Consider the following 17,082-nt stretch of genomic DNA (forward strand, 5'->3'; position numbering starts at 1 on the left):
CGCGCCGCGGCTCAGCTCCGCGGCGTGCCGCCCTCGCTCGGCCGGTCGGTGCGCTGCTCGGCGCCGTCCTGGCTCCAGCGGGTGTGGAAGTGGCCCTCCTCGTCGAGCCGCCGGTAGGTGTGGGCGCCGAAGAAGTCGCGCAGGCCCTGCAAGAGGTTGGCGGGGCCGCGCGCGCGGCGCAGCCCGTCGTAGTAGGAGAGCGAGGACGAAAAGGCGGGTATCGCCACCCCGTGCTCCACCGCCAGCCCCACGACCTTGCGCCAGGCCGGCTCGGCCTTCAGCACCGCGTCGCGGAAATAGTCCTCCAGCACGAGGTTGGGGATCTCCTGCTTCGCCGCATAGGCGTCGCGAATGCGGTTCAGGAAGGCCGCGCGGATGATGCAGCCGCCGCGCCAGATGGTGGCGACCTCGCCGAGCTTCAGGCCCCATCCATAGTCCTTCGAGGCCGCCGTCATCTGCTCGAAGCCCTGCGCGTAGGCGACGATCTTGGACGCGTAGAGGGCGTCGCGCACCGCGTCGATGTCGGCCTGCGACGCCGTCCTGCCCGCCGGGGCCTCGAAGGGCAGGAGCTTCTCGGCCTCGCCGCGCAGCGCCCGCCGGCCCGACAGGGCGCGGGCGAAGACCGCTTCCGTGATGCCGGTCAGCGGCACGCCGAGGTCGAGCGCGTTGGCGGCGGTCCAGCGGCCGGTGCCCTTCTGCTCGGCCTCGTCCACGATGACGTCGACGAGCGGCTTTCCGGTCTTGGCGTCGGTCTTCTTCAGCACCTCGGTGGTGATGTCGATGAGGTAGCTGTCGAGCGGGCTCGTCTTCCAGCCCTCGAAGATCGTCGCGATCAGCGGGGCGTCCATGCCGTAGACCGTCTTGAACAGGTCGTAGGCCTCGGTGATGAGCTGCATGTCGGCATATTCGATGCCGTTGTGCACCATCTTGACGTAGTGGCCGGCGCCGGCCGGGCCGATGTAGGTGGCGCAGGGCTCGCCGTCGACCTGGGCGGCCATCCTCGTGACCATGGGGGCGATGCGCTCGTAGGCGTCGCGCTCGCCGCCCGGCATCATGGACGGGCCGAGCAGCGCGCCCTCCTCGCCGCCCGAAACCCCCATCCCGACGAAGCGGAGGCCCTTCTGCTTCAGGGCGGCCTCGCGCCGGTTGGAGTCGGAGAACAGCGAGTTGCCGCCGTCGATGACGATGTCGCCCCCGTCCAGCAGCGGCAGCAGCTCCTCGATCACGGCGTCCACCGGCTTGCCGGCCTTGACCATGATGACGATCGCTCGGGGCTTGGCCAGCGAGGCGACGAAGTCCTCGAGGCCGTGGGACGGCACGAAGCGCCCCTCGGAGCCGTGCTCGGCCATCACGGCGTCGGTGCGCGAGCCCGTGCGGTTGTAGAGCGCCACCCCGAACCCCTTGTGGGCGGCGTTGCGGGCCAGGTTGGCGCCCATCACGGCGAGGCCGATGACGCCGATGTCGCAGAGGTCTGTCACGTTTGTTCTCCCCAGACGCAGACCCGGCTCGGCGCGCGCGTCCACCGGGGAGCGATCATCCTTGCAAGGCGCACGCCGTGCAAGCGCAGGCCGCGCCGGTGATCGCGGGTGGAGCCGGCGCAGGACGGCTGCCACGCGGCGGCGCGCCTCAGGCCGTCGTGATCGAGCCGTGGTGAAACAGATGCCAGATCCGGTCGACGAGGCGCTCGCGCGCCGCCGCGGCGCGCCGCCGGTCGGTCGGCCCCGAGGTGAATTCGGACAGGCACTCGTCGACCATCTCGGCCACGGTTCGTCGCAGCGGCATGGTGGCGTAGAGCATGCGCGCGAGCTCGATGATCCGCCTCGCCTCGCCGGCCTGGGCGGGCACCTCGCGCGCAATGGCGTGGGCGTGCACCACGATGGACGCTGCCGCGAGCGCGATTCGCTCCGACTCACCGTTGACTTTCAGGGCTCTGAGGCACATCAGATCGAAATTAATCGACTGATCGTCCGTGTCCATCGATCGGCTCCGAGGTTACGATTTCGGTTCGGACCCTCCAGAGCAACTTCCATGCGCAGCATCGGGACGAACCGTTGTTCCGTTTCGGGAATGGGGTGGGCCCGCCCTGCCTGTGGCTTGATCGTTTCTGACAGGCAAAGAACGTTGACGACCGCACGCGCAGCATGCGCCGATGGCGCGATTGATCGCTGATTCTGTCAGGGCTATAGCCCGATTCCGTGAGGATGCGGGGTTGACGACGGGGTCGCTTTCGATTCGGTTTTGTGTCGATGATCAAGCGCCATTTCCTGAGCAAGGACGATCGTGCGCGGCTGACGGGCATCGCGCGGGATGGGCTTGAGGAGCATCGGGTCGCCCGGCGCGCCAACGCGATCCTTTTGTTGGACAAGGGCTGGAGTTGCGAGCAGGTTTCGGAGGCTCTCCTCCTGGACGACGACACGATCCGGAGCTGGTTCAAGGTTTATCGCGAGGGCGGCGTACCGGCTCTGGCGCGCTTCGACTTGGCGGGCGGGCACCGCGCCTTGACGGTGGAGCAGCTCACGGCCCTGAAAGCCTGGGCCACGGAGGCGCTTCCGGCGTCGACACGCGCGATCGGTCATCACATCCGGACGACGTATGGCATGTCGTACACGCGATCCGGTTTGATCAAGCTGATGGCGGCGCTGGATTTTGTCTGGCGCAAGCCTGACCTTGTGCCCTCGCATCTCGACCTTGCGGCGCAGGAAGCGTTCATCGAGCAGCATGAGCGGCTCCGCAACGGCCTTGGGGCCGACGAAGCGATCGTCTACGGCGATGCCGTTCACCCGACCCATCAGACGCGACCGGCGGGCGTGTGGATGCCGCGTGGCGCCGACGTCGCGGTTCCTGCGGCGTCGGGCCGTGATCGCATGAACATCCATGGTGTGATCGACCTGGAGACCGGCGCGACGCGGATGAAGGAAGTGCTTTCGGTCGATGCGCAAAGCACGATCGAGCTTCTGACCTCCATCGAGAACGCCTACACGACGATGCGTCGGATCCATGTCTATCTGGACAACGCCCGCTATCATCATGCCCGTGCTGTTCAGGATTGGATGAGGCAACCGGGACGGCGCATCGTGCTTCACTTCATCCCGAGTTACTGCCCTCACCTCAACCCGATCGAGCGGCTCTGGGGCGTGATGCACCAGAACATCACCCACAACCGGTACTATGCCACATTCAAGGACTTCGCGGAGGCGATCCTGACATTCCTCAAGGAAACGGTCCCGAAGCACTTCAGTCGCTTCTCATCCCGAATCACCGATAACTTCCGCATCCGAGACCCAAAGGATTCTCGGGTCGTCGCGTCGTAGATGTATAGCATGGACGAGACGAGCCGGGAGGCGAATCCAAAGATTCAGCGTGTCTCCAGCGCCGAGTTCGTTCGCAGGTTCAGTGCCTATTGCGACGTGGCCCTGGCCGAGCCGATTGTCCTGACGCGGAACGGCCGCGACCGCCTCATGGTGATCAGCGTCGAGCGCTATAAGCAGCTACTGGCTTTCGCGGTCATGCACGCCGAAGCCTGCGACGGCGTGAACGACGAGGTCGCCGAGCTTGAGGATCTCATACGCAGATCCGGCACCTGAGAGCGGCTGCTGTCTGAAAGGCCTCGTCGTCGGAGATCAAGGCTGCACAAGCGACAGCGTGCGATTTGGAGTTCCAGCATCGCACATGGTCGCGCAGGGCCTCCGTTGCCCCCGCGATATGCATCGAGCTTCTTCGTGCCTCGCGAGCCGCGACCCGGCCCGATCCTCAACGAGCGGGACCGCGCACCGTGCCGTCGCCGGCAAATTAGAGAAGCTACGCATTTTATGTAAATTTCACACTTGACAGGATTGGAGTGCTGAATAACATCTGAAAAGTTGCAAGTGAGAGGATTCGCGGTTCGATTCGGTGGTGATTTCGGGGTGGCGGGCCCTCTGGTGTCGGACCCGGCGGGGTGTTGTACTGCAATCGGGTTGCAAACAGTCGCTCACTTGGCTTCTGCACACTTGGCTTCGGTTTGTGCTTGAAGTCACGGGCATTTTTTAGGTGCGAAGGCGGCTGAATATTGATGATTTCTTACTTTCACTAAGCGTGCTGCCTTTTTTGGACGCGTGTGAGGCTTGTTGCGATGAAATTGTTGTTCGCCATTTGCGCGGCGCTGTGCTTGGCGTCCTGCTACGCTGTGACGGAGGTGGACGGTCCCAAAACCGCGTCGCGCGACACAACCGGGCATTTGGTCTCCATCGCTCCGGCGAACGGACCCAAGCTGTCCGTTCCTGCCGTTTCTACGTCGAAGGGCGTTCTCGCCTACGATCGAGATCTCCGGTCTTGTCAAAGAGAGTCCGTCGTCGCTTTAGGATCTGACGGTTCTGTTGATGACGTCGAGATCCTGACTCGAAGCATCGGCTCCAAGCTGATCAACAAGACTGTGACCGTTAACCACGAATTTGATGATATGGCGACAAGAAGAGATCATATCGTCAAAAAATGTCTGTCGAAACGCGGATATGTTCTGACGAACTGAAAGGCGTGAGACGGATCGTTGAGGGGCGCATCTATGACGTGCCTCAAAACCTGAAGAGGAAACTTTGATATGAAACATATCGTAATTTGTGGTCTGGCGATCGCCGCTGCGATCACCTCTACACCCTCGATGGCGGCGATCCGCTACGAGGAAGGCCCCCAGCCGGTAACGATTTACAACGTTTGTAACTACAACGCCGTTTTCGAAGTCAATACGCAGGCGCGCCGTCTCCGTGCCGGAGGGCCGAGCTTAGAGCTGTTTCCGTCCGGTTTGAGTCGGGACGGTGTAGCGGGTTCGGCCGGGTTGTGATTCGGTGAGGGCAACCTTTGCGGGATGCCCCTGAGAGTCCGTCCGGGAAGTCAGGCTGCGCAACCTATGCGACGTAGCAGCATCATGACGGACGCAGCGTAGAGGAAGGCCTTTGCGGATGCGATTGTGGCCTCCGGATCCTTCCAGAGGCGTCGATTGCGGCTGATCCAGGCGAAGAAGCGCTCAACCACCCATCGCCGGGGGTGAACCACGAAGCCGACCTGCCCGGGTGGTTTGCGGACGATCTCGACGGCGATGAGCGTGGCGCTGTCCGGCTTGTCGCCGGCGTAGCCCGCGTCGGCGAAGGCCTTGGCGATGAAAGGATATGAACGGCGTGACTGCTTGAGCACCGGCACGGCCCCGTCGCGGTCCTGCACGTCGGCCGGCTGCGGGTCGAGCACCAGGGCGCGGCCGTCCGTGTCGACCAGGGCCCGGCGCTTGCGACCCTTCACCTTCTTGCCCGCGTCGTAGCCCCGCGGACCGCCGCTCTCCGTGGTCTTCACGCTCTGGCTGTCGAGCACGGCCGCGGTGGGCGAAGCCTCTCGCCCGGCCCGCTCGCGATCCAGCATGACGAGATGGTGGTTGATGCCGGCGAACAGGCCCTCATCGCGCCACGCGCTGAAGTAGCCGTACACCGTGCTCTTCGGGGGCAGGTCCTTCGGCAACAGGCGCCAGGGAACGCCGCCCCGCAGCACATAGAAAATGCCGTTCACAATCTCCCGCAACGACCACAGCCGGGGCCGTCCGAGCGGGTTGCCGGGCGGCAACAGCGGTTCGATGACGGCCCATTCGGCGTCGGTCAGATCGGTTGAGTAGCGGAGTTCGGAGCGGCTATGCTGCTCGCGGGTGGCCGGGGTCCACATGGCGGTTCCAGATCAGGTTTCAGCACCCTCCTGGAATCATCTCAGCCCCGGCCACTCAACCCCACGTGCCCTTATCGGACGGACACTGATGCCAAGAGCCCTGTCTGTGGACCTACGCGAGCGTGTTCTGGCCGCTGTCGAGGCGGGCTCCTCCTGCCGCCAGGCGGCCGAGCGTTTCGGTGTCGGGATCGCGACGGCGATCCGCTGGCAAGCCCGCTTCCGGGCCGAGGGCGTGGTCGCGGCCAAGCCGATGGGCGGAGACCAGCGCTCCCGCAACATCGAGGCCCACGCGGAGATGATCCTGCAGGCGTGCGAGGCGGAGCCGCAGGCGTACCTGCGCGAGCTGCGTGAAAGCTTGCGCGAGAAGGGTGTCAGCACGAGCACGAGCGGGCTGCACCGCTTCTTCGTGCGCCACAAGATCAGCCGTAAAAAAGGGATCTGCACGCCGCCGAGCAAAGCCGTTCCGACGTGATGAAGGCGCGCGAGGACTGGTTCGAGGGTCAACTCGACGTGGACCCCGAGCGGGTCGTCTTTCTCGATGAGACAGCGGCGGCCACCAACATGACCCGCCGCCATGGCCGGGCGAGGCGTGGCGAGCGCTGCCGCATCGCGGTGCCGCACGGGCACTACAAGACCACCACGGTCACGGCGGCCCTGCGGGGAAGCGGTCCCTTTGCGATCGAACTGATGGACGGCGCCACAAACGGGGCGCGGTTTCTGGCCTACGTCACCGACGTCCTCATCCCGGCCCTCAAGCCCGGCGACACGGTCGTGATGGACAACCTGAGCGCTCACAAGGTGAAAGGCGTGCGGGAGACTATCGAAACAGCGGGGGCTCGCTTGCTCTACCTTCCGGCATACAGCCCTGACTTCAATCCTATCGAGAACGCCTTCGCCAAGCTGAAGGCCTTGCTTCGCACAGCGGCGGCCCGCACCGTCACGGATCTGCGCGTCGCCATCCGGGAAGCCTTTAACCCGCTTCACTCCTGACGAGTGCCGTAACTACCTCGCCGCGGCTGGCTACGATGCCTACGACCCAACCTGATCGGAAATAGCTCTAGTGGTCGGCACGAACACTGCAACCGTCACGCAGAGCCCGAGCGTCTTCCTCCAGACCCGACGATTGGTGCGCAATGCCTATCAGTCGCTCTCGTTGGATCCCTGCTGATCACTGTCGAACTTCGTTCGAGGGAGTTGGGGCTGCCGCTCCGACTCTCTCCGTCCGAGGGAAGCTCAGTCCGGCGAACGGTCTCGACCCCTCATGGCACTTTTGCCGAGACATCATCGGCGGAGCGCACCTCCCTCACGGACACGATCCGCTTCAGATCGACAGCAGCGATGCTGATATATTCTTTTCCTTTGACCAAGCAGGCGCGCGCGACGATCTCGCGCGAGGACTTCAGCTCTGGCCGTGGGCTGATCTCACTCTGCAACGAGTGGAGCACGGACGGGTCATCCACGATCTTGACTTCGTTTGCTGCTTCGGCGGGATCGATGCCCGACTCAGTCACATGCAATTTATCGCCGGCTTGGCAGAACTTCAGAAGGCCCCCTCCGGTGGAGATCAAGTCGGTGCAGGTGGCGGTGGCGCCGGGTGACGTTGCGCAACCCGCGACAGATCCAGCGAGGACCAGGGCGATCAGCAGAATCCGTGTCTGAGATTGCCGGACAGGAGCCGGAATGGCGCGGCCTTCGACCTTCATCTGTCTTCCAGCCCTTCATCTGATCCCTTAACGATCTATGACTCGATATGGTTAACCGTCGCTTAAACCGGGATGGCTGCATCCCGCTCGAGCGTCTGTTCATCCCGTCCACGCCTTTCTAGAAGCGTCCGGCAGAGTGGGGTGCGGGAAGATTGCAGCAATGACGATGGTGGACCATCGGCGCGGCGCGGGCACGGGCTGGACGCAGGCCGCCGCCAACCTCGGCTTCGCCCTGGTGCAACTCGACGTCACAGTAGTCAACGTTGCGCTGCCGCGGCTCGGGTCCGACCTCGGCGCCGGCATCTCGGGCCTGCAGTGGATCGTCGACGGGTACGCGCTGGTGTTCTCCGTGATGCTGCTGGTGGGCGGCTTCCTCGGCGACCGCTTCGGCGCGCGCCGCACCTACCTCGCCGGCGTCGGGCTTTTCGCCCTGGCCTCGGCACTCTGTGGCCTCGCGCCCGGCGTGGTGTCGCTGGTCGCGGCCCGCGCCCTGCAGGGCGTCGGCGCCGCCGTGATGCTGCCCTGCTCGCTGTCGCTCATCAACCACGCGACGGAGCACGACGCGCCGCTGCGGCTCAGGGCCGTCGGCCTGTGGACCGCGGCGGGCAGCATCGGGCTCGCGTCCGGCCCCGTGCTCGGCGGCCTGCTGCTCGCCGGCGGCTCCTGGCGCTGGATCTTCCTCGTCAACCTGCCGGTCTGCCTCCTCGCCGGGCTGTTCGCGCTCCGGGCGCCGGAAACGCCGCGCGAGGAGGAGGGGCAGGGCTTCGACCCCTGGGGGCAGGTGCTCGCCGTGCTGGCGCTGGCCGGGCTCGTCGGGGCCGTGATCGAGGCGCACCCGCTGGGCTTCACCCATCCCGTGGTGATCGGGCTGCTCGCGCTGGCCGCGGTCGCGGGCCCGCTCTTCGTGTGGGTCGAGGGCCGCACGGCAGCGCCGGTGCTGCCGCTGTCGCTGTTCCGCTCGTCGACCTTCTCGACCGCGGTGGCCTACGGCACGGTCGCCAACGTCACCTTCTACGGCACCGTCTTCGTGCTGAGCCTCTATTTCCAGCGCGTGCGCGGCTATTCCGGCCCGGCGACCGGCTTCGCCTACCTGCCCATGATGGCGACCTTCATCGTCGTGAACCTCGTCAACGCCCGCCTGGTGGCGCGCTTCGGGGTGCGGACCTGCATGGTGGCCGGCTTCCTGGTGGACGCCTTCGGCTTCGCGCTGCTGCTGACACTCGACGCCGGCAGCCCCTATTGGCTCGCGCTCCCGGCCTTCGTGCTGATCCCGGCCGGCATGGGCACCGGCATCCCGGCCATGATCGGCGCCGTGCTGGCCAGCGTCGACCGGTCCCGCTCGGGCGTCGCAGCGGCGGTCACCAACGCGGCGCGGCAGGCCGGCGGCGCGGTCGGGGTCGCGGTCTTCGGCACGCTGGCGGGGCCGGACCTCGTCGGCGGCCTGCACGTCGGGGCCGTGCTCTCGGCCGTCCTGCTGGTCGCCATGGCGCTGGCCGCGTGGGCCCTGGTGCCCGGCCGCGTGGCGGCGCGCTGAAGAACCGGGATCGAAGGGCCTCGGCCCTTCGTGGGGTTCGGGGCGGAGCCCCGACGGGATGTGAAACGAAGGGTTGCGCGGGGCCCGCATCTCCGCTATCGACCGGTCAGGCATCGCTCGAACCAGGGAGAGCGCGCATGTTCGAACAGTTTCCGCTCTTCCGCCCGGCCCGCATCCTGAAGCGCCCGGCCGTCTCCGCGTCCTGACGGACCCGAGAGACTTCGCGATCCCCCTCCAAGGCGCCTGAACCGGCCGAAGGACGTTCCGCGTCCGGCCCTGGCGCGCCCGGACCATCCCCGATGACCCGCTCACCCCGACGCGCGGACGCGTTCCGCAGCGTGATCCCCTTCGTGCTCCGCGGCTGGGGCCGGCGCCGCCGGCTCGCCGCCGCCGTGGCCTCGGCCATCACGGCCTCGACGCTGGCCGACGTGACGCTGCCCTTCTTCGCGGGGCGCCTCATCGACGCCCTGACGCTGCCCGACCGCGCCGCGGCGCTCGGCGCGGCCCTGCCGGCCTTCGCGGCCATGACGGTCCTGAGCTTCGGCGGGCTGGCGCTGCGCCACCTCGCCTGGAGCCGCGTCGTGCCCCTCACGCTGCGCACCATGGCCGACATGGCGCAAGACGGCTTCGCGCGCGTGCAGCGCTTGTCGACGGAATGGCACGTCAACAGCTTCGCGGGCTCCACCGTGCGGAAGATCTCCCGCGGCATGTGGGCGCTCGACGAGCTGAACGACCTGCTGCTCCTGTCTTTCCTGCCCGCGCTCGTCGTGCTCATCGGCACCACGGCGGTGCTGGGCGCGCGCTGGCCCGTCCTGGGCGCGGTGGTGGGCCTCGGCGCAGTCGCCTACCTCGGCGCCGTGGTGGCCCTGTCGACGCTCTACATCGCGCCGGCGTCCGCCCTGTCCAACGCGCAGGACACGCGCATCAGCGGGCTGCTCAGCGACGCGATCACCAACAACGCCGTGGTCAAGGCCTTCGGGGCGGAAGCGCGCGAGGAGGCGCGGCTGGACCGCACGCTCGACAAGTGGCAGCGGCGGACGACGCGCGCCTGGCATCGCGCCGTGTGGGGCGGCACGATCCAGTCGGCGGTGCTGCTCGGGCTACGCGCCGCCGTGGTGGGCCTGGCGCTGCGCCTCTGGTGGGAGGGGCGCGCCGCGCCGGGCGACGTCGCCACCGTGCTCACGGCCTACTTCGTGATCCACGGCTACCTGCGCGACATGGGCAACCAGATCAACCGGCTGCAGCGGCGCGTCAACGAGCTGGAGGATCTCGTGGCGCTGGAGGCGGAGCCGCCCGGCGTGGCGGACCGGGCGGGCGCGCGCCCGCTGGCCGTGACGGCGGGCGCGCTGCGCTTCGAGGGCGTGACGTTCCACTACGCCGGCCACGCCGAGCCGCTCTACCGCGACCTGTCGGTGGCGATCCCCGGCGGGCAGCGGGTGGCGCTCGTCGGGCGCTCCGGCTCCGGCAAGACCACCTTCGTCAAGCTGGTGCAGCGCCTCTACGACGTGACGGGCGGGCGCATCACAGTGGACGGGCAGGACCTCGCCCTCGTCACGCAGGGCTCGCTGCGGGAGCGGGTCGCGATCGTGCCGCAGGAGCCGGTGCTGTTCCACCGCTCGCTCGCCGAGAACATCGGCTACGGGCGCCCCGGCGCGAGCGCGGCGGAGATCGAGCGCGCGGCGCGGCTCGCCAACGCGCACGGCTTCATCGAGAAGCTGCCGCGGGGCTACGCCACGCCGGTCGGCGAGCGCGGCGTGAAGATGTCGGGCGGCGAGCGGCAGCGGGTGGCGCTGGCCCGCGCCTTCCTGGCCGACGCGCCGATCCTGATCCTCGACGAGGCCACGTCGAGCCTCGACTCGGAATCGGAGGCGCTGGTGCAGGACGCGATGGAGCGGCTGATGCGGGGGCGTACCGCGATCGTGATCGCGCACCGCCTGTCCACCGTGCGGGCGCTCGACCGCATCCTGGTCTTCGACCGGGGCCGCATCGTCGAGGACGGCACCCACGAAGGCTTGGTGCGGCGGCCGGGCGGCGCCTACCGGGCGCTGTTCGAGCGGCAGGCGGCGCTGGCCGAGATCGCGTGAGATACCGTGACGTCGAGCAAGGGGTTTACCGCCGCGTCTCGGAGCGGCGCATGTCGAGGATCACGGCCCGGAAACGGCCGCGAGAGTGCTGAGCGCGATCGAGGCCACGATCGCCAGGACCGGACGCTCACCACCCCTCGGCAGGCCGCAGGACGTGCCCGGCATCCGCAGGACGGTCACGCGGCGCTGGGCCACCTCGTCCATGACAGTGTCGGCCGCAACGGCATGACCATCGACGTCCTCTCGATCCGTCACGGTCGTCGGTTCGGGCCCTACGCGGATCGCCGAGTCACGGTTCTCCGCGCAGACCGCACCGTCTCTCACGGCTCCACGGGCTCCGGCGCGGGCTCGTCGGTCGGCGTGAGGAAGCCCGCGTGGAGCACCGGGCCGATGCCGCCGTATTCGGCCAGCATCTCGCGGTAGTCGGCCGCGACCGGGTTGGGCTTGCGGTCGAGGTCGTAGAGGCCGCAGTTCACCACGCGGTCGTTCTTCTCGCGCAGCTCCGTGTCCCAGTCGATCTGGTCCACCAGCGAGTACCAGGTGAAGCCCAGCACCGGGATGCCGTCGCCGCGCAGCCGCAGCACGTTGATCCACTGCTTCCACAGCCAGCCCGGCGCCGCCTCCTTGTCGAAGACGTTGGTCTCCGTATGCATCAGCGGCTTGCGGTAGCGGCGGTAGTACTGGCGCGCGAGCTGGTACCAGCCGAGGACGTCCTCGGCCGGGATCGTCGTGCCGTCCGGCTTCAGCATGCGCTCGTTGCGGCCGTAATAGTCGAGGCCGAGCACCTGGTAACCCGGGGCGTCGAAGTCCATGAACCAGTCGAACTCGGCCTTCGTCATGCCGTTCGCCAGGAGAAAATCGTAGATCTCGGCGTCCGGCGGGCGGCCGTAGAGCAGGTCGAGCGAGATGAAGCGGTTGTAGTTGGCGATGCGGTTCTCGCGGCTGGGGATGGCCTTCAGCTCGTGGAAGTATTCGGCGCTCTCGCTCTGGATCAGCAGCGCGTCCGGCCGGTGGCGCAGGATCGCGCGGCCGGCCAGCAGGCTCGCGGCGACGAGGTGCTTGATGGCGGTGACGAAGGCGCGGTCGCTCTTCAGCTGCTCGTTCCAGAACCCGTCCTTGGCGCTGACGCGCGCCGCCACGTAGATCTCGTTGACCGGCGTCCAGTGCTTGACCCACGGGTAGCGCCGGGCCACCGCCTCGGCGTATTCGGCGAAATGCGCCGGCAGGTCCGGGTTCTGGAAGTTGCCGAGCCAGTCCGGCACGCCGAAGTGCAGGAGGTCGAGGATCGGCACGATCCCGCGCGCCCGCATCCCCTCCATCACCTCGTCGGCGAAGCTCCAGTCGTAGCGGCCGGGGCCGAGGTGGGTGCGGTGGTAGGGCAGGCCGTAGCGCAGGAAGCGCAGGCCCATGCCCTTCACGAGGTCGAGGTCCTCGGCCCAGCGCGCGTAGTGGCCGCATTCCTCGAGGAGGTCGCGCCGCATGCGGCCGTGGTCGACCGTCGGGTAGGAGCATTCGATGCCGGTGGCGAACATGAAGGCGCCCTCGCGCGCCGCCATCTCGTCGGGCCGCCCGCCGCCCTTGAGGCCGTCGAGCGTGTTGAGGAAGCTGCGCATCGTGGTCAGGCTCCGCGCGCCAGGAAGCGGTCGGCCGTGCGCAGCGCCAGCGCCATGATGGTCAGCGCCGGGTTGGCGCCGAGCGCGCTCGGGAAGGTGGAGTTGTCGGAGACGAACAGGTTGGGCACGTCGTGGGCGCGCCCGTCCGGGTCGACCACCGAGCTGTCCGGGTCGGAGCCCATCCGGGCCGTGCCGATGATGTGGGCGTTGCGCGGGAAGGACCAGATGTCGCGCGCGCCGGCCGCCGCCCAGATGCGCTGCATGAGCTTGTCGGCATGGTCCGTCATGCGGCGCTCGTTCTCGCCCATGGTGAAATGCACGCGCGGCTTCGGCAGGCCGCGGGCGTCGAGCTCGTCGGACAGTTCCACGAAGTTGTGCGCGTAGGGCAGGCAGTCGCCGAGGATGTTGATGCCGGCGGTGTTGTTGTAGCCGCGCATGTGGGCGCGGAGCTGCTTGCCCCAGAGCCTGCGCCCGCGCGCCACCTGCGACGCGTAGGTGACCGGCATGACGCCGATCGACTGCAGGAGGTAGCCGCCCGCGAAGTCGGCGTCGGCCGGCCGGTGCGTGTCCTCCGAGATGAGGCCGCCCGGGATGCCCTTGAAGGGCCGCACGAACTCGTCGAACTGGCCCCAAACCTGGATGCCGGTGTGGGCCATGAAGTTGCGGCCGACCTGGCCGCTGCCGTTGGCGAGGCCGTTCAGCAGCAGGATGCGCGGCGTCTCGATGGCGCCGGCGCACAGGAACACGTTGCGGCAGCGCTGTCGCTCGTCGCCGCGCGGCGTGCGGTACACCACGGCGGTGATGCGGCCGTCCGGCGCGCGCTCGAAGCCCGTGACGTAGGCTTCGGGGCGGATCTCGGCGCCGGCCGCGGCCGCCATCGGCAGCCAGGTGACGTCGGCCGAGCCCTTGGCGCCGGTGGCGCAGCCCGCCTGGCAGAAGCCGCAGTTGTGGCAGGCCGGGCGGAAGCGCGTGCCGTCCGTCGCGTAGGAGCCGGACAGCGCCGCGTTGGCGGCCGGCGAGGTGCGGATGCCGAGCTTGTCGCAGCCGCGCTGCATCAGCTGCGCGGCGCCGTTGAGCGGCAGCGGCTTCAACGGATAGGGCGTGCGGGCCGGCCCCCACGGGTAGGGCGAGGGGCCGGACACGCCGATCGTCGCCTCGACCTCGTCGTAGTAGGGCTCCAGCGCCTCGTAGGGGAAGGGCCAGTCCTCGGCGACGCCGAAGTCGGTCTTCAGGCGCAGGTCGGCCGGCTGCGCCCGCACCATGTAGGCGGTGTAGTGCAGCGTCGAGCCGCCGATGCCCGTGCCGGAGTTGTTGCGCCCGAAGGCGACCGGGTCCTCGCCGGCGCTGAGGCGCTCGTCGTTCCAGAACAGGAAGCCCTGCGCCTCCTCGTCGCGCGCGAAGTCGCGGACGGGATCGAGCGCCTTGCCGGCCTCGAGGGCCACGACGGAGAGGCCGGCGGCGGCGAGGCGCGCCAGCAGCGGCGCGCCGCCGGCGCCGGTGCCGACCACGACCGCGTCGACCTCGTCGGAGGTCGCGAAGGGGGAGCGGCTCACCGCGGGCCTCCCACGGGCTCGGGCTCGCGCGGCTCGCGCTGATCGAGCTCGATCTTCTGCCAGCCGCGGGCGTCGGCGTAGCCCGCGTAGCCGATCTCCTCCTGGGCGAGCGGGTGGGCGTAGTAGCTCTCGGTGGCGGCGGCGAGCAGGTCCTCGAAGAAGCGCTTCGCCGGCAGGTCCGCCCAGGCCGCGCCCGGGGGATCGCCGGCCTCGACGGCACCGATCACGCGGTCCCGCTCGTCCGGGCCGAGGTCGAGGAAGCCGCGGCCCGTCAGGGCGCGCGCCGTCTCGTCGAAGCCGGCGAGGCCGCGCTTCATCGCGGCGCCGTCGTCCGGCAGCGCGTCGTAGCGCCAGCCGTCCGTCTCGCCGGAGGCGAGCCGCGCGTCGACGGCGCCCGGCACGTCGATGCGGCGGTCGTCGCCGTCCTGGTCGAGCAGGCGGTCGCAGACGGCGCCGAGCAGGGCGAACTCGGCCGGGCTGAGGAAGCGCGGCTCCGTCACGGCGGGCTTGGCCATGCGGGCCGTCAGGGCGGCGCGGGTCGGCGCCGTGACGAAGGGCGTGCCGATCAGCCCCGCGAAGGTGCCCTCGGGGTAGCGGTGGTCGCGCAGCCCCGCGGTCGCGTCGCCCTCGGGCCGCGACGGCGCCGCCGATGTGTCTTTGTCCATGAAGGTCCGATCCGGGTCCCGTCAAACCATGTTGCAGTGCGGTGCACGATGGCCGAGATGGGGCTCCGGTCGCGATCGTCGAGCGTGATACAGGGCCGCAGCTTCACATTTGTTGTGGACGCCGCCGATCCGGACCCCGGACCCGCCACGGCAACGCGTATCCCGGGATGCGGGTGCGACTGGGCAGGGCCGGTCCACGTCGTAGGTCCTGGTCCGAGCGGCGCCGAAGGGCTGGAACACGGCGCCGCCACGCTGTTGACGAAACCGGCCCTGTCGGCACAGTGCCGGGCACGCGCCGGCTCGCCGGCCTCACGCTCGGACAGGTCTCATGGGTCTCACCGTCGCGGTCCAGATGGACCCCATCGACCGCATCAACATCGCGGGCGACTCCACCTTCGCCCTGCTGCTCGCCGCGCAGGCCCGCGGGCATTCGCTGCTGTTCTACACGCCCGAGAAGCTGTCGCAGCGCGCGGGGAGCGTGTTCGCGCCGATGCAGCCGCTGGAGGTGCGCGACCAGGTCGGCGACCACTTCACGCTGGGCGAGCCGCGGCACACGGACCTCGCCGAGGTCGACGTGGTGCTGCTGCGGCAGGACCCGCCCTTCGACCTCGCCTACATCACCTCGACGCACCTCCTGGAGCGCGTCCACCCGAAGACGCTGGTGGTCAACGACCCTGCGGGCGTGCGCAACGCGCCCGAGAAGCTGTTCGTGCTCGACTATCCCGAGCTGATGCCGCCGACGCTGGTGTCGCGCGACCGCGCCGCGATCGAGGCCTTCCGGGCCGAGCACGGCGACATCGTGATGAAGCCGCTCTACGGCAACGGCGGCGCTTCGGTGTTCAAGGTGGCGGTGCGCGATCCCAACTTCGGCTCGCTGTTCGACCTGTTCTCCGCCACCTTCCGCGAGCCCTGGATGTGCCAGCGCTTCCTGCCCAACATCACCAAGGGCGACAAGCGCATCATCCTGGTCGACGGCGATGCGATGGGCGCGGTGAACCGCGTGCCGGCCGCCGACGACATCCGCGCCAACATGGTGCGCGGCGGCGCGGCGGGCGCAACCGACCTGTCGGCGCGCGAACGCGAGATCTGCGCGACCATCGCGCCGGAGCTGAAGCGGCGCGGCCTCCTGTTCACCGGCATCGACGTGATCGACGGCCACCTCACCGAGATCAACGTCACCTCGCCGACGGGGCTGCGGGCGATCAAGCGGCTCGGCGGGCCGGACCTGTCGGAGGCGATCTGGGACGCGATCGAGGGGAAGATGGGGCGGGGGTGACGGCACCTCCTCCCGCCGGACTCGCGGTCCCGGACCGGGCCGGTTCGCCCGTCATCATGGGTCCAGACGACAGCCGAGAGGGCGGCGGTCGGCCACACCCGCGTAACTGCCGCGGCGAACCGGCGATGTGACGGCCGCCTGCAACCGTTGACCCGCATCGCGGGCTTGATAGGCTCGCCCTGCGATCGCGGAGCGGGATGGTCTCGTGACACCGGAGGAGCGGCTCGACGCCAAGGTCGCCAACGAAAAGGCGGAGATCCTCGCGACGCTCGTCAACGGCGTGGCGGGAGGCACGGTCCTCGGTGGGATCATCACCCCGATCGTCGTCACGAAGCAACTGGATCTGTGGTGGGGTGGTGTCTCGATCGGCGGTGCAGTCCTGCTGCACCTGATCGCGCGGCTGATCCTCCACGATCTGCAGCTGGAGGAGTGACGCCGTGGATCCCATGCTCGCCCTCGCCCTCCCCATCGGGGCCGTCGCTTTCGGCCTGATGGGCCTCGTGATCAACAAGCTTTCCATCAGACGGTTCGAGCTGAAGTACCCGAACCTGACCCGCCAGGGCATGCGGGCCATCGAACGTGAGAGGGCGCTGAGGAGGCTACCTTCGATGCCGGCTCCGCTGGGGGCGTGGACTGCGAGGAAACCCACTCAGGAGGAGATCGATTGAGCCTATGCGGAGGCCGAACATCGCTACGAGCTGAAAAGGGCGGAGCGGTTGCGCGAGGATCAGAACGCGGCCTGATCTCGTCGAACTCTTCGAGGGCTGCCTCGACCTCGCGCCGTCGAGCGCTCGACCCGGATGCATGATGTCGGGCGCGGGAGGAACGACGACTTCGCCGCCGAGATCGACGCACGTGGAGTCGGGGGACGGCCTGGGTTCGATGCATCGCCGGTGAAACTTCCGGGACATCGCGCCTCCATCCTCCCTCCACAGTCGCGTGCGACCGCTGCGGCGGGCGGCAGTTGGCCGCGAG

The 17,082-nt window shown here is 68.5% G+C and carries 17 protein-coding genes and 1 pseudogene; 10 read left to right on the top strand and 8 right to left on the bottom strand.

The window, feature by feature from the left end:
• Positions 1-11: 11 nt before the first annotated feature.
• Both gndA and L7N97_RS18500 read right to left on the bottom strand, forming a co-directional pair.
• On the bottom strand, positions 12-1,478 hold the full coding sequence (gene gndA / locus L7N97_RS18495) for an NADP-dependent phosphogluconate dehydrogenase (RefSeq protein ID WP_237479765.1): 1,467 nt from the start codon (positions 1,476-1,478) through the stop codon (positions 12-14).
• A 148-nt stretch (positions 1,479-1,626) separates the two neighbouring features.
• Complete coding sequence (locus tag L7N97_RS18500; protein WP_237479766.1) at positions 1,627-1,977, bottom strand: hypothetical protein; 351 nt, start codon at positions 1,975-1,977, stop codon at positions 1,627-1,629.
• 269 nt (positions 1,978-2,246) lie between these two features.
• Between L7N97_RS18500 and L7N97_RS18505 the strand changes: the two genes are divergently transcribed.
• The 4 genes from L7N97_RS18505 (at position 2,247) to L7N97_RS18520 (ending at position 4,816) form a co-directional block, all read left to right on the top strand.
• On the top strand, positions 2,247-3,311 hold the full coding sequence (locus L7N97_RS18505; RefSeq protein WP_237482154.1) for an IS630 family transposase: 1,065 nt from the start codon (positions 2,247-2,249) through the stop codon (positions 3,309-3,311).
• A gap of 9 nt (positions 3,312-3,320) precedes the next feature.
• Positions 3,321-3,584, top strand: a complete 264-nt coding sequence (locus tag L7N97_RS18510) for a hypothetical protein (RefSeq protein WP_237479767.1) — start codon at positions 3,321-3,323, stop codon at positions 3,582-3,584.
• 527 nt (positions 3,585-4,111) lie between these two features.
• On the top strand, positions 4,112-4,507 hold the full coding sequence (locus tag L7N97_RS18515; RefSeq protein ID WP_237479768.1) for a hypothetical protein: 396 nt from the start codon (positions 4,112-4,114) through the stop codon (positions 4,505-4,507).
• Between the two features lie 69 nt (positions 4,508-4,576).
• Positions 4,577-4,816, top strand: a complete 240-nt coding sequence (locus L7N97_RS18520; RefSeq protein ID WP_237479769.1) for a hypothetical protein — start codon at positions 4,577-4,579, stop codon at positions 4,814-4,816.
• 50 nt (positions 4,817-4,866) lie between these two features.
• Here the strand turns inward: L7N97_RS18520 and L7N97_RS18525 are convergent, their stop codons facing one another.
• A complete protein-coding gene (locus tag L7N97_RS18525) occupies positions 4,867-5,679 on the bottom strand; it encodes an IS5 family transposase (protein ID WP_237479770.1) in 813 nt (270 codons plus the stop codon).
• A gap of 88 nt (positions 5,680-5,767) precedes the next feature.
• Between L7N97_RS18525 and L7N97_RS18530 the strand changes: the two are divergent.
• Positions 5,768-6,724 (top strand): annotated as a pseudogene (locus L7N97_RS18530) (IS630 family transposase).
• 214 nt (positions 6,725-6,938) lie between these two features.
• Here L7N97_RS18530 and L7N97_RS18535 read toward each other — a convergent pair.
• Positions 6,939-7,382, bottom strand: a complete 444-nt coding sequence (locus L7N97_RS18535) for a hypothetical protein (protein ID WP_237479771.1) — start codon at positions 7,380-7,382, stop codon at positions 6,939-6,941.
• Positions 7,383-7,542: 160 nt separating this feature from the next.
• Between L7N97_RS18535 and L7N97_RS18540 the strand changes: the two genes are divergently transcribed.
• The gene (locus L7N97_RS18540) at positions 7,543-8,916 is read left to right on the top strand and encodes an MFS transporter (protein ID WP_237479772.1); all 1,374 of its coding nucleotides are present in this window, start codon (positions 7,543-7,545) and stop codon (positions 8,914-8,916) included.
• 299 nt (positions 8,917-9,215) lie between these two features.
• Positions 9,216-11,000, top strand: coding sequence for an ABC transporter ATP-binding protein (locus L7N97_RS18545; RefSeq protein WP_237479773.1), 1,785 nt, complete (start codon positions 9,216-9,218; stop codon positions 10,998-11,000).
• Positions 11,001-11,060: 60 nt separating this feature from the next.
• Here L7N97_RS18545 and L7N97_RS18550 read toward each other — a convergent pair whose 3' ends face one another.
• The 4 genes from L7N97_RS18550 to L7N97_RS18565 all read right to left on the bottom strand — a co-directional run bounded on the left by L7N97_RS18550 (position 11,061) and on the right by L7N97_RS18565 (position 14,831).
• Positions 11,061-11,204, bottom strand: coding sequence for a hypothetical protein (locus L7N97_RS18550; RefSeq protein ID WP_237479774.1), 144 nt, complete (start codon positions 11,202-11,204; stop codon positions 11,061-11,063).
• A 116-nt stretch (positions 11,205-11,320) separates the two neighbouring features.
• Complete coding sequence (locus L7N97_RS18555; protein WP_237479775.1) at positions 11,321-12,613, bottom strand: family 1 glycosylhydrolase; 1,293 nt, start codon at positions 12,611-12,613, stop codon at positions 11,321-11,323.
• Positions 12,614-12,618: 5 nt separating this feature from the next.
• A complete protein-coding gene (locus tag L7N97_RS18560) occupies positions 12,619-14,166 on the bottom strand; it encodes a GMC family oxidoreductase (RefSeq protein ID WP_237479776.1) in 1,548 nt (515 codons plus the stop codon).
• A complete protein-coding gene (locus L7N97_RS18565; protein ID WP_237479777.1) occupies positions 14,163-14,831 on the bottom strand; it encodes a gluconate 2-dehydrogenase subunit 3 family protein in 669 nt (222 codons plus the stop codon). The genes L7N97_RS18560 and L7N97_RS18565 overlap by 4 nt, the downstream gene beginning before the upstream one ends.
• Before the next feature lie 328 nt (positions 14,832-15,159).
• On the opposite strand from L7N97_RS18565, the gene gshB reads away from it, so the two are divergent.
• From gshB to L7N97_RS18580, 3 genes are all read left to right on the top strand, one after another.
• The gene (gshB, locus tag L7N97_RS18570) at positions 15,160-16,107 is read left to right on the top strand and encodes a glutathione synthase (RefSeq protein ID WP_237479778.1); all 948 of its coding nucleotides are present in this window, start codon (positions 15,160-15,162) and stop codon (positions 16,105-16,107) included.
• Between the two features lie 205 nt (positions 16,108-16,312).
• Complete coding sequence (locus tag L7N97_RS18575; protein WP_237479779.1) at positions 16,313-16,540, top strand: hypothetical protein; 228 nt, start codon at positions 16,313-16,315, stop codon at positions 16,538-16,540.
• 4 nt (positions 16,541-16,544) lie between these two features.
• Positions 16,545-16,775: a hypothetical protein gene (locus L7N97_RS18580; protein ID WP_237479780.1), complete on the top strand. Its 231-nt coding sequence runs from the start codon at positions 16,545-16,547 to the stop codon at positions 16,773-16,775.
• The last annotated feature ends 307 nt before the right edge of the window (positions 16,776-17,082 follow it).

Source organism: Lichenibacterium dinghuense (assembly GCF_021730615.1).
Lineage (GTDB): Bacteria > Pseudomonadota > Alphaproteobacteria > Rhizobiales > Beijerinckiaceae > Lichenihabitans > Lichenihabitans dinghuensis.

Bases quoted from the DNA above. Each gene is read 5' to 3' on its own strand.
- L7N97_RS18565 (WP_237479777.1), bottom strand. From the start codon at position 14,831: ATGGACAAAGACACATCGGCGGCGCCGTCGCGGCCCGAGGGCGACGCG.
- L7N97_RS18510 (WP_237479767.1), top strand. From the start codon at position 3,321: ATGGACGAGACGAGCCGGGAGGCGAATCCAAAGATTCAGCGTGTCTCC.
- L7N97_RS18525 (WP_237479770.1), bottom strand. From the start codon at position 5,679: ATGTGGACCCCGGCCACCCGCGAGCAGCATAGCCGCTCCGAACTCCGC.
- L7N97_RS18500 (WP_237479766.1), bottom strand. From the start codon at position 1,977: ATGGACACGGACGATCAGTCGATTAATTTCGATCTGATGTGCCTCAGA.
- L7N97_RS18555 (WP_237479775.1), bottom strand. From the start codon at position 12,613: ATGCGCAGCTTCCTCAACACGCTCGACGGCCTCAAGGGCGGCGGGCGG.
- L7N97_RS18505 (WP_237482154.1), top strand. From the start codon at position 2,247: ATGATCAAGCGCCATTTCCTGAGCAAGGACGATCGTGCGCGGCTGACG.
- gshB (WP_237479778.1), top strand. From the start codon at position 15,160: ATGGGTCTCACCGTCGCGGTCCAGATGGACCCCATCGACCGCATCAAC.
- L7N97_RS18545 (WP_237479773.1), top strand. From the start codon at position 9,216: ATGACCCGCTCACCCCGACGCGCGGACGCGTTCCGCAGCGTGATCCCC.
- L7N97_RS18550 (WP_237479774.1), bottom strand. From the start codon at position 11,204: ATGGACGAGGTGGCCCAGCGCCGCGTGACCGTCCTGCGGATGCCGGGC.
- L7N97_RS18520 (WP_237479769.1), top strand. From the start codon at position 4,577: ATGAAACATATCGTAATTTGTGGTCTGGCGATCGCCGCTGCGATCACC.
- L7N97_RS18540 (WP_237479772.1), top strand. From the start codon at position 7,543: ATGACGATGGTGGACCATCGGCGCGGCGCGGGCACGGGCTGGACGCAG.
- L7N97_RS18515 (WP_237479768.1), top strand. From the start codon at position 4,112: ATGAAATTGTTGTTCGCCATTTGCGCGGCGCTGTGCTTGGCGTCCTGC.
- L7N97_RS18535 (WP_237479771.1), bottom strand. From the start codon at position 7,382: ATGAAGGTCGAAGGCCGCGCCATTCCGGCTCCTGTCCGGCAATCTCAG.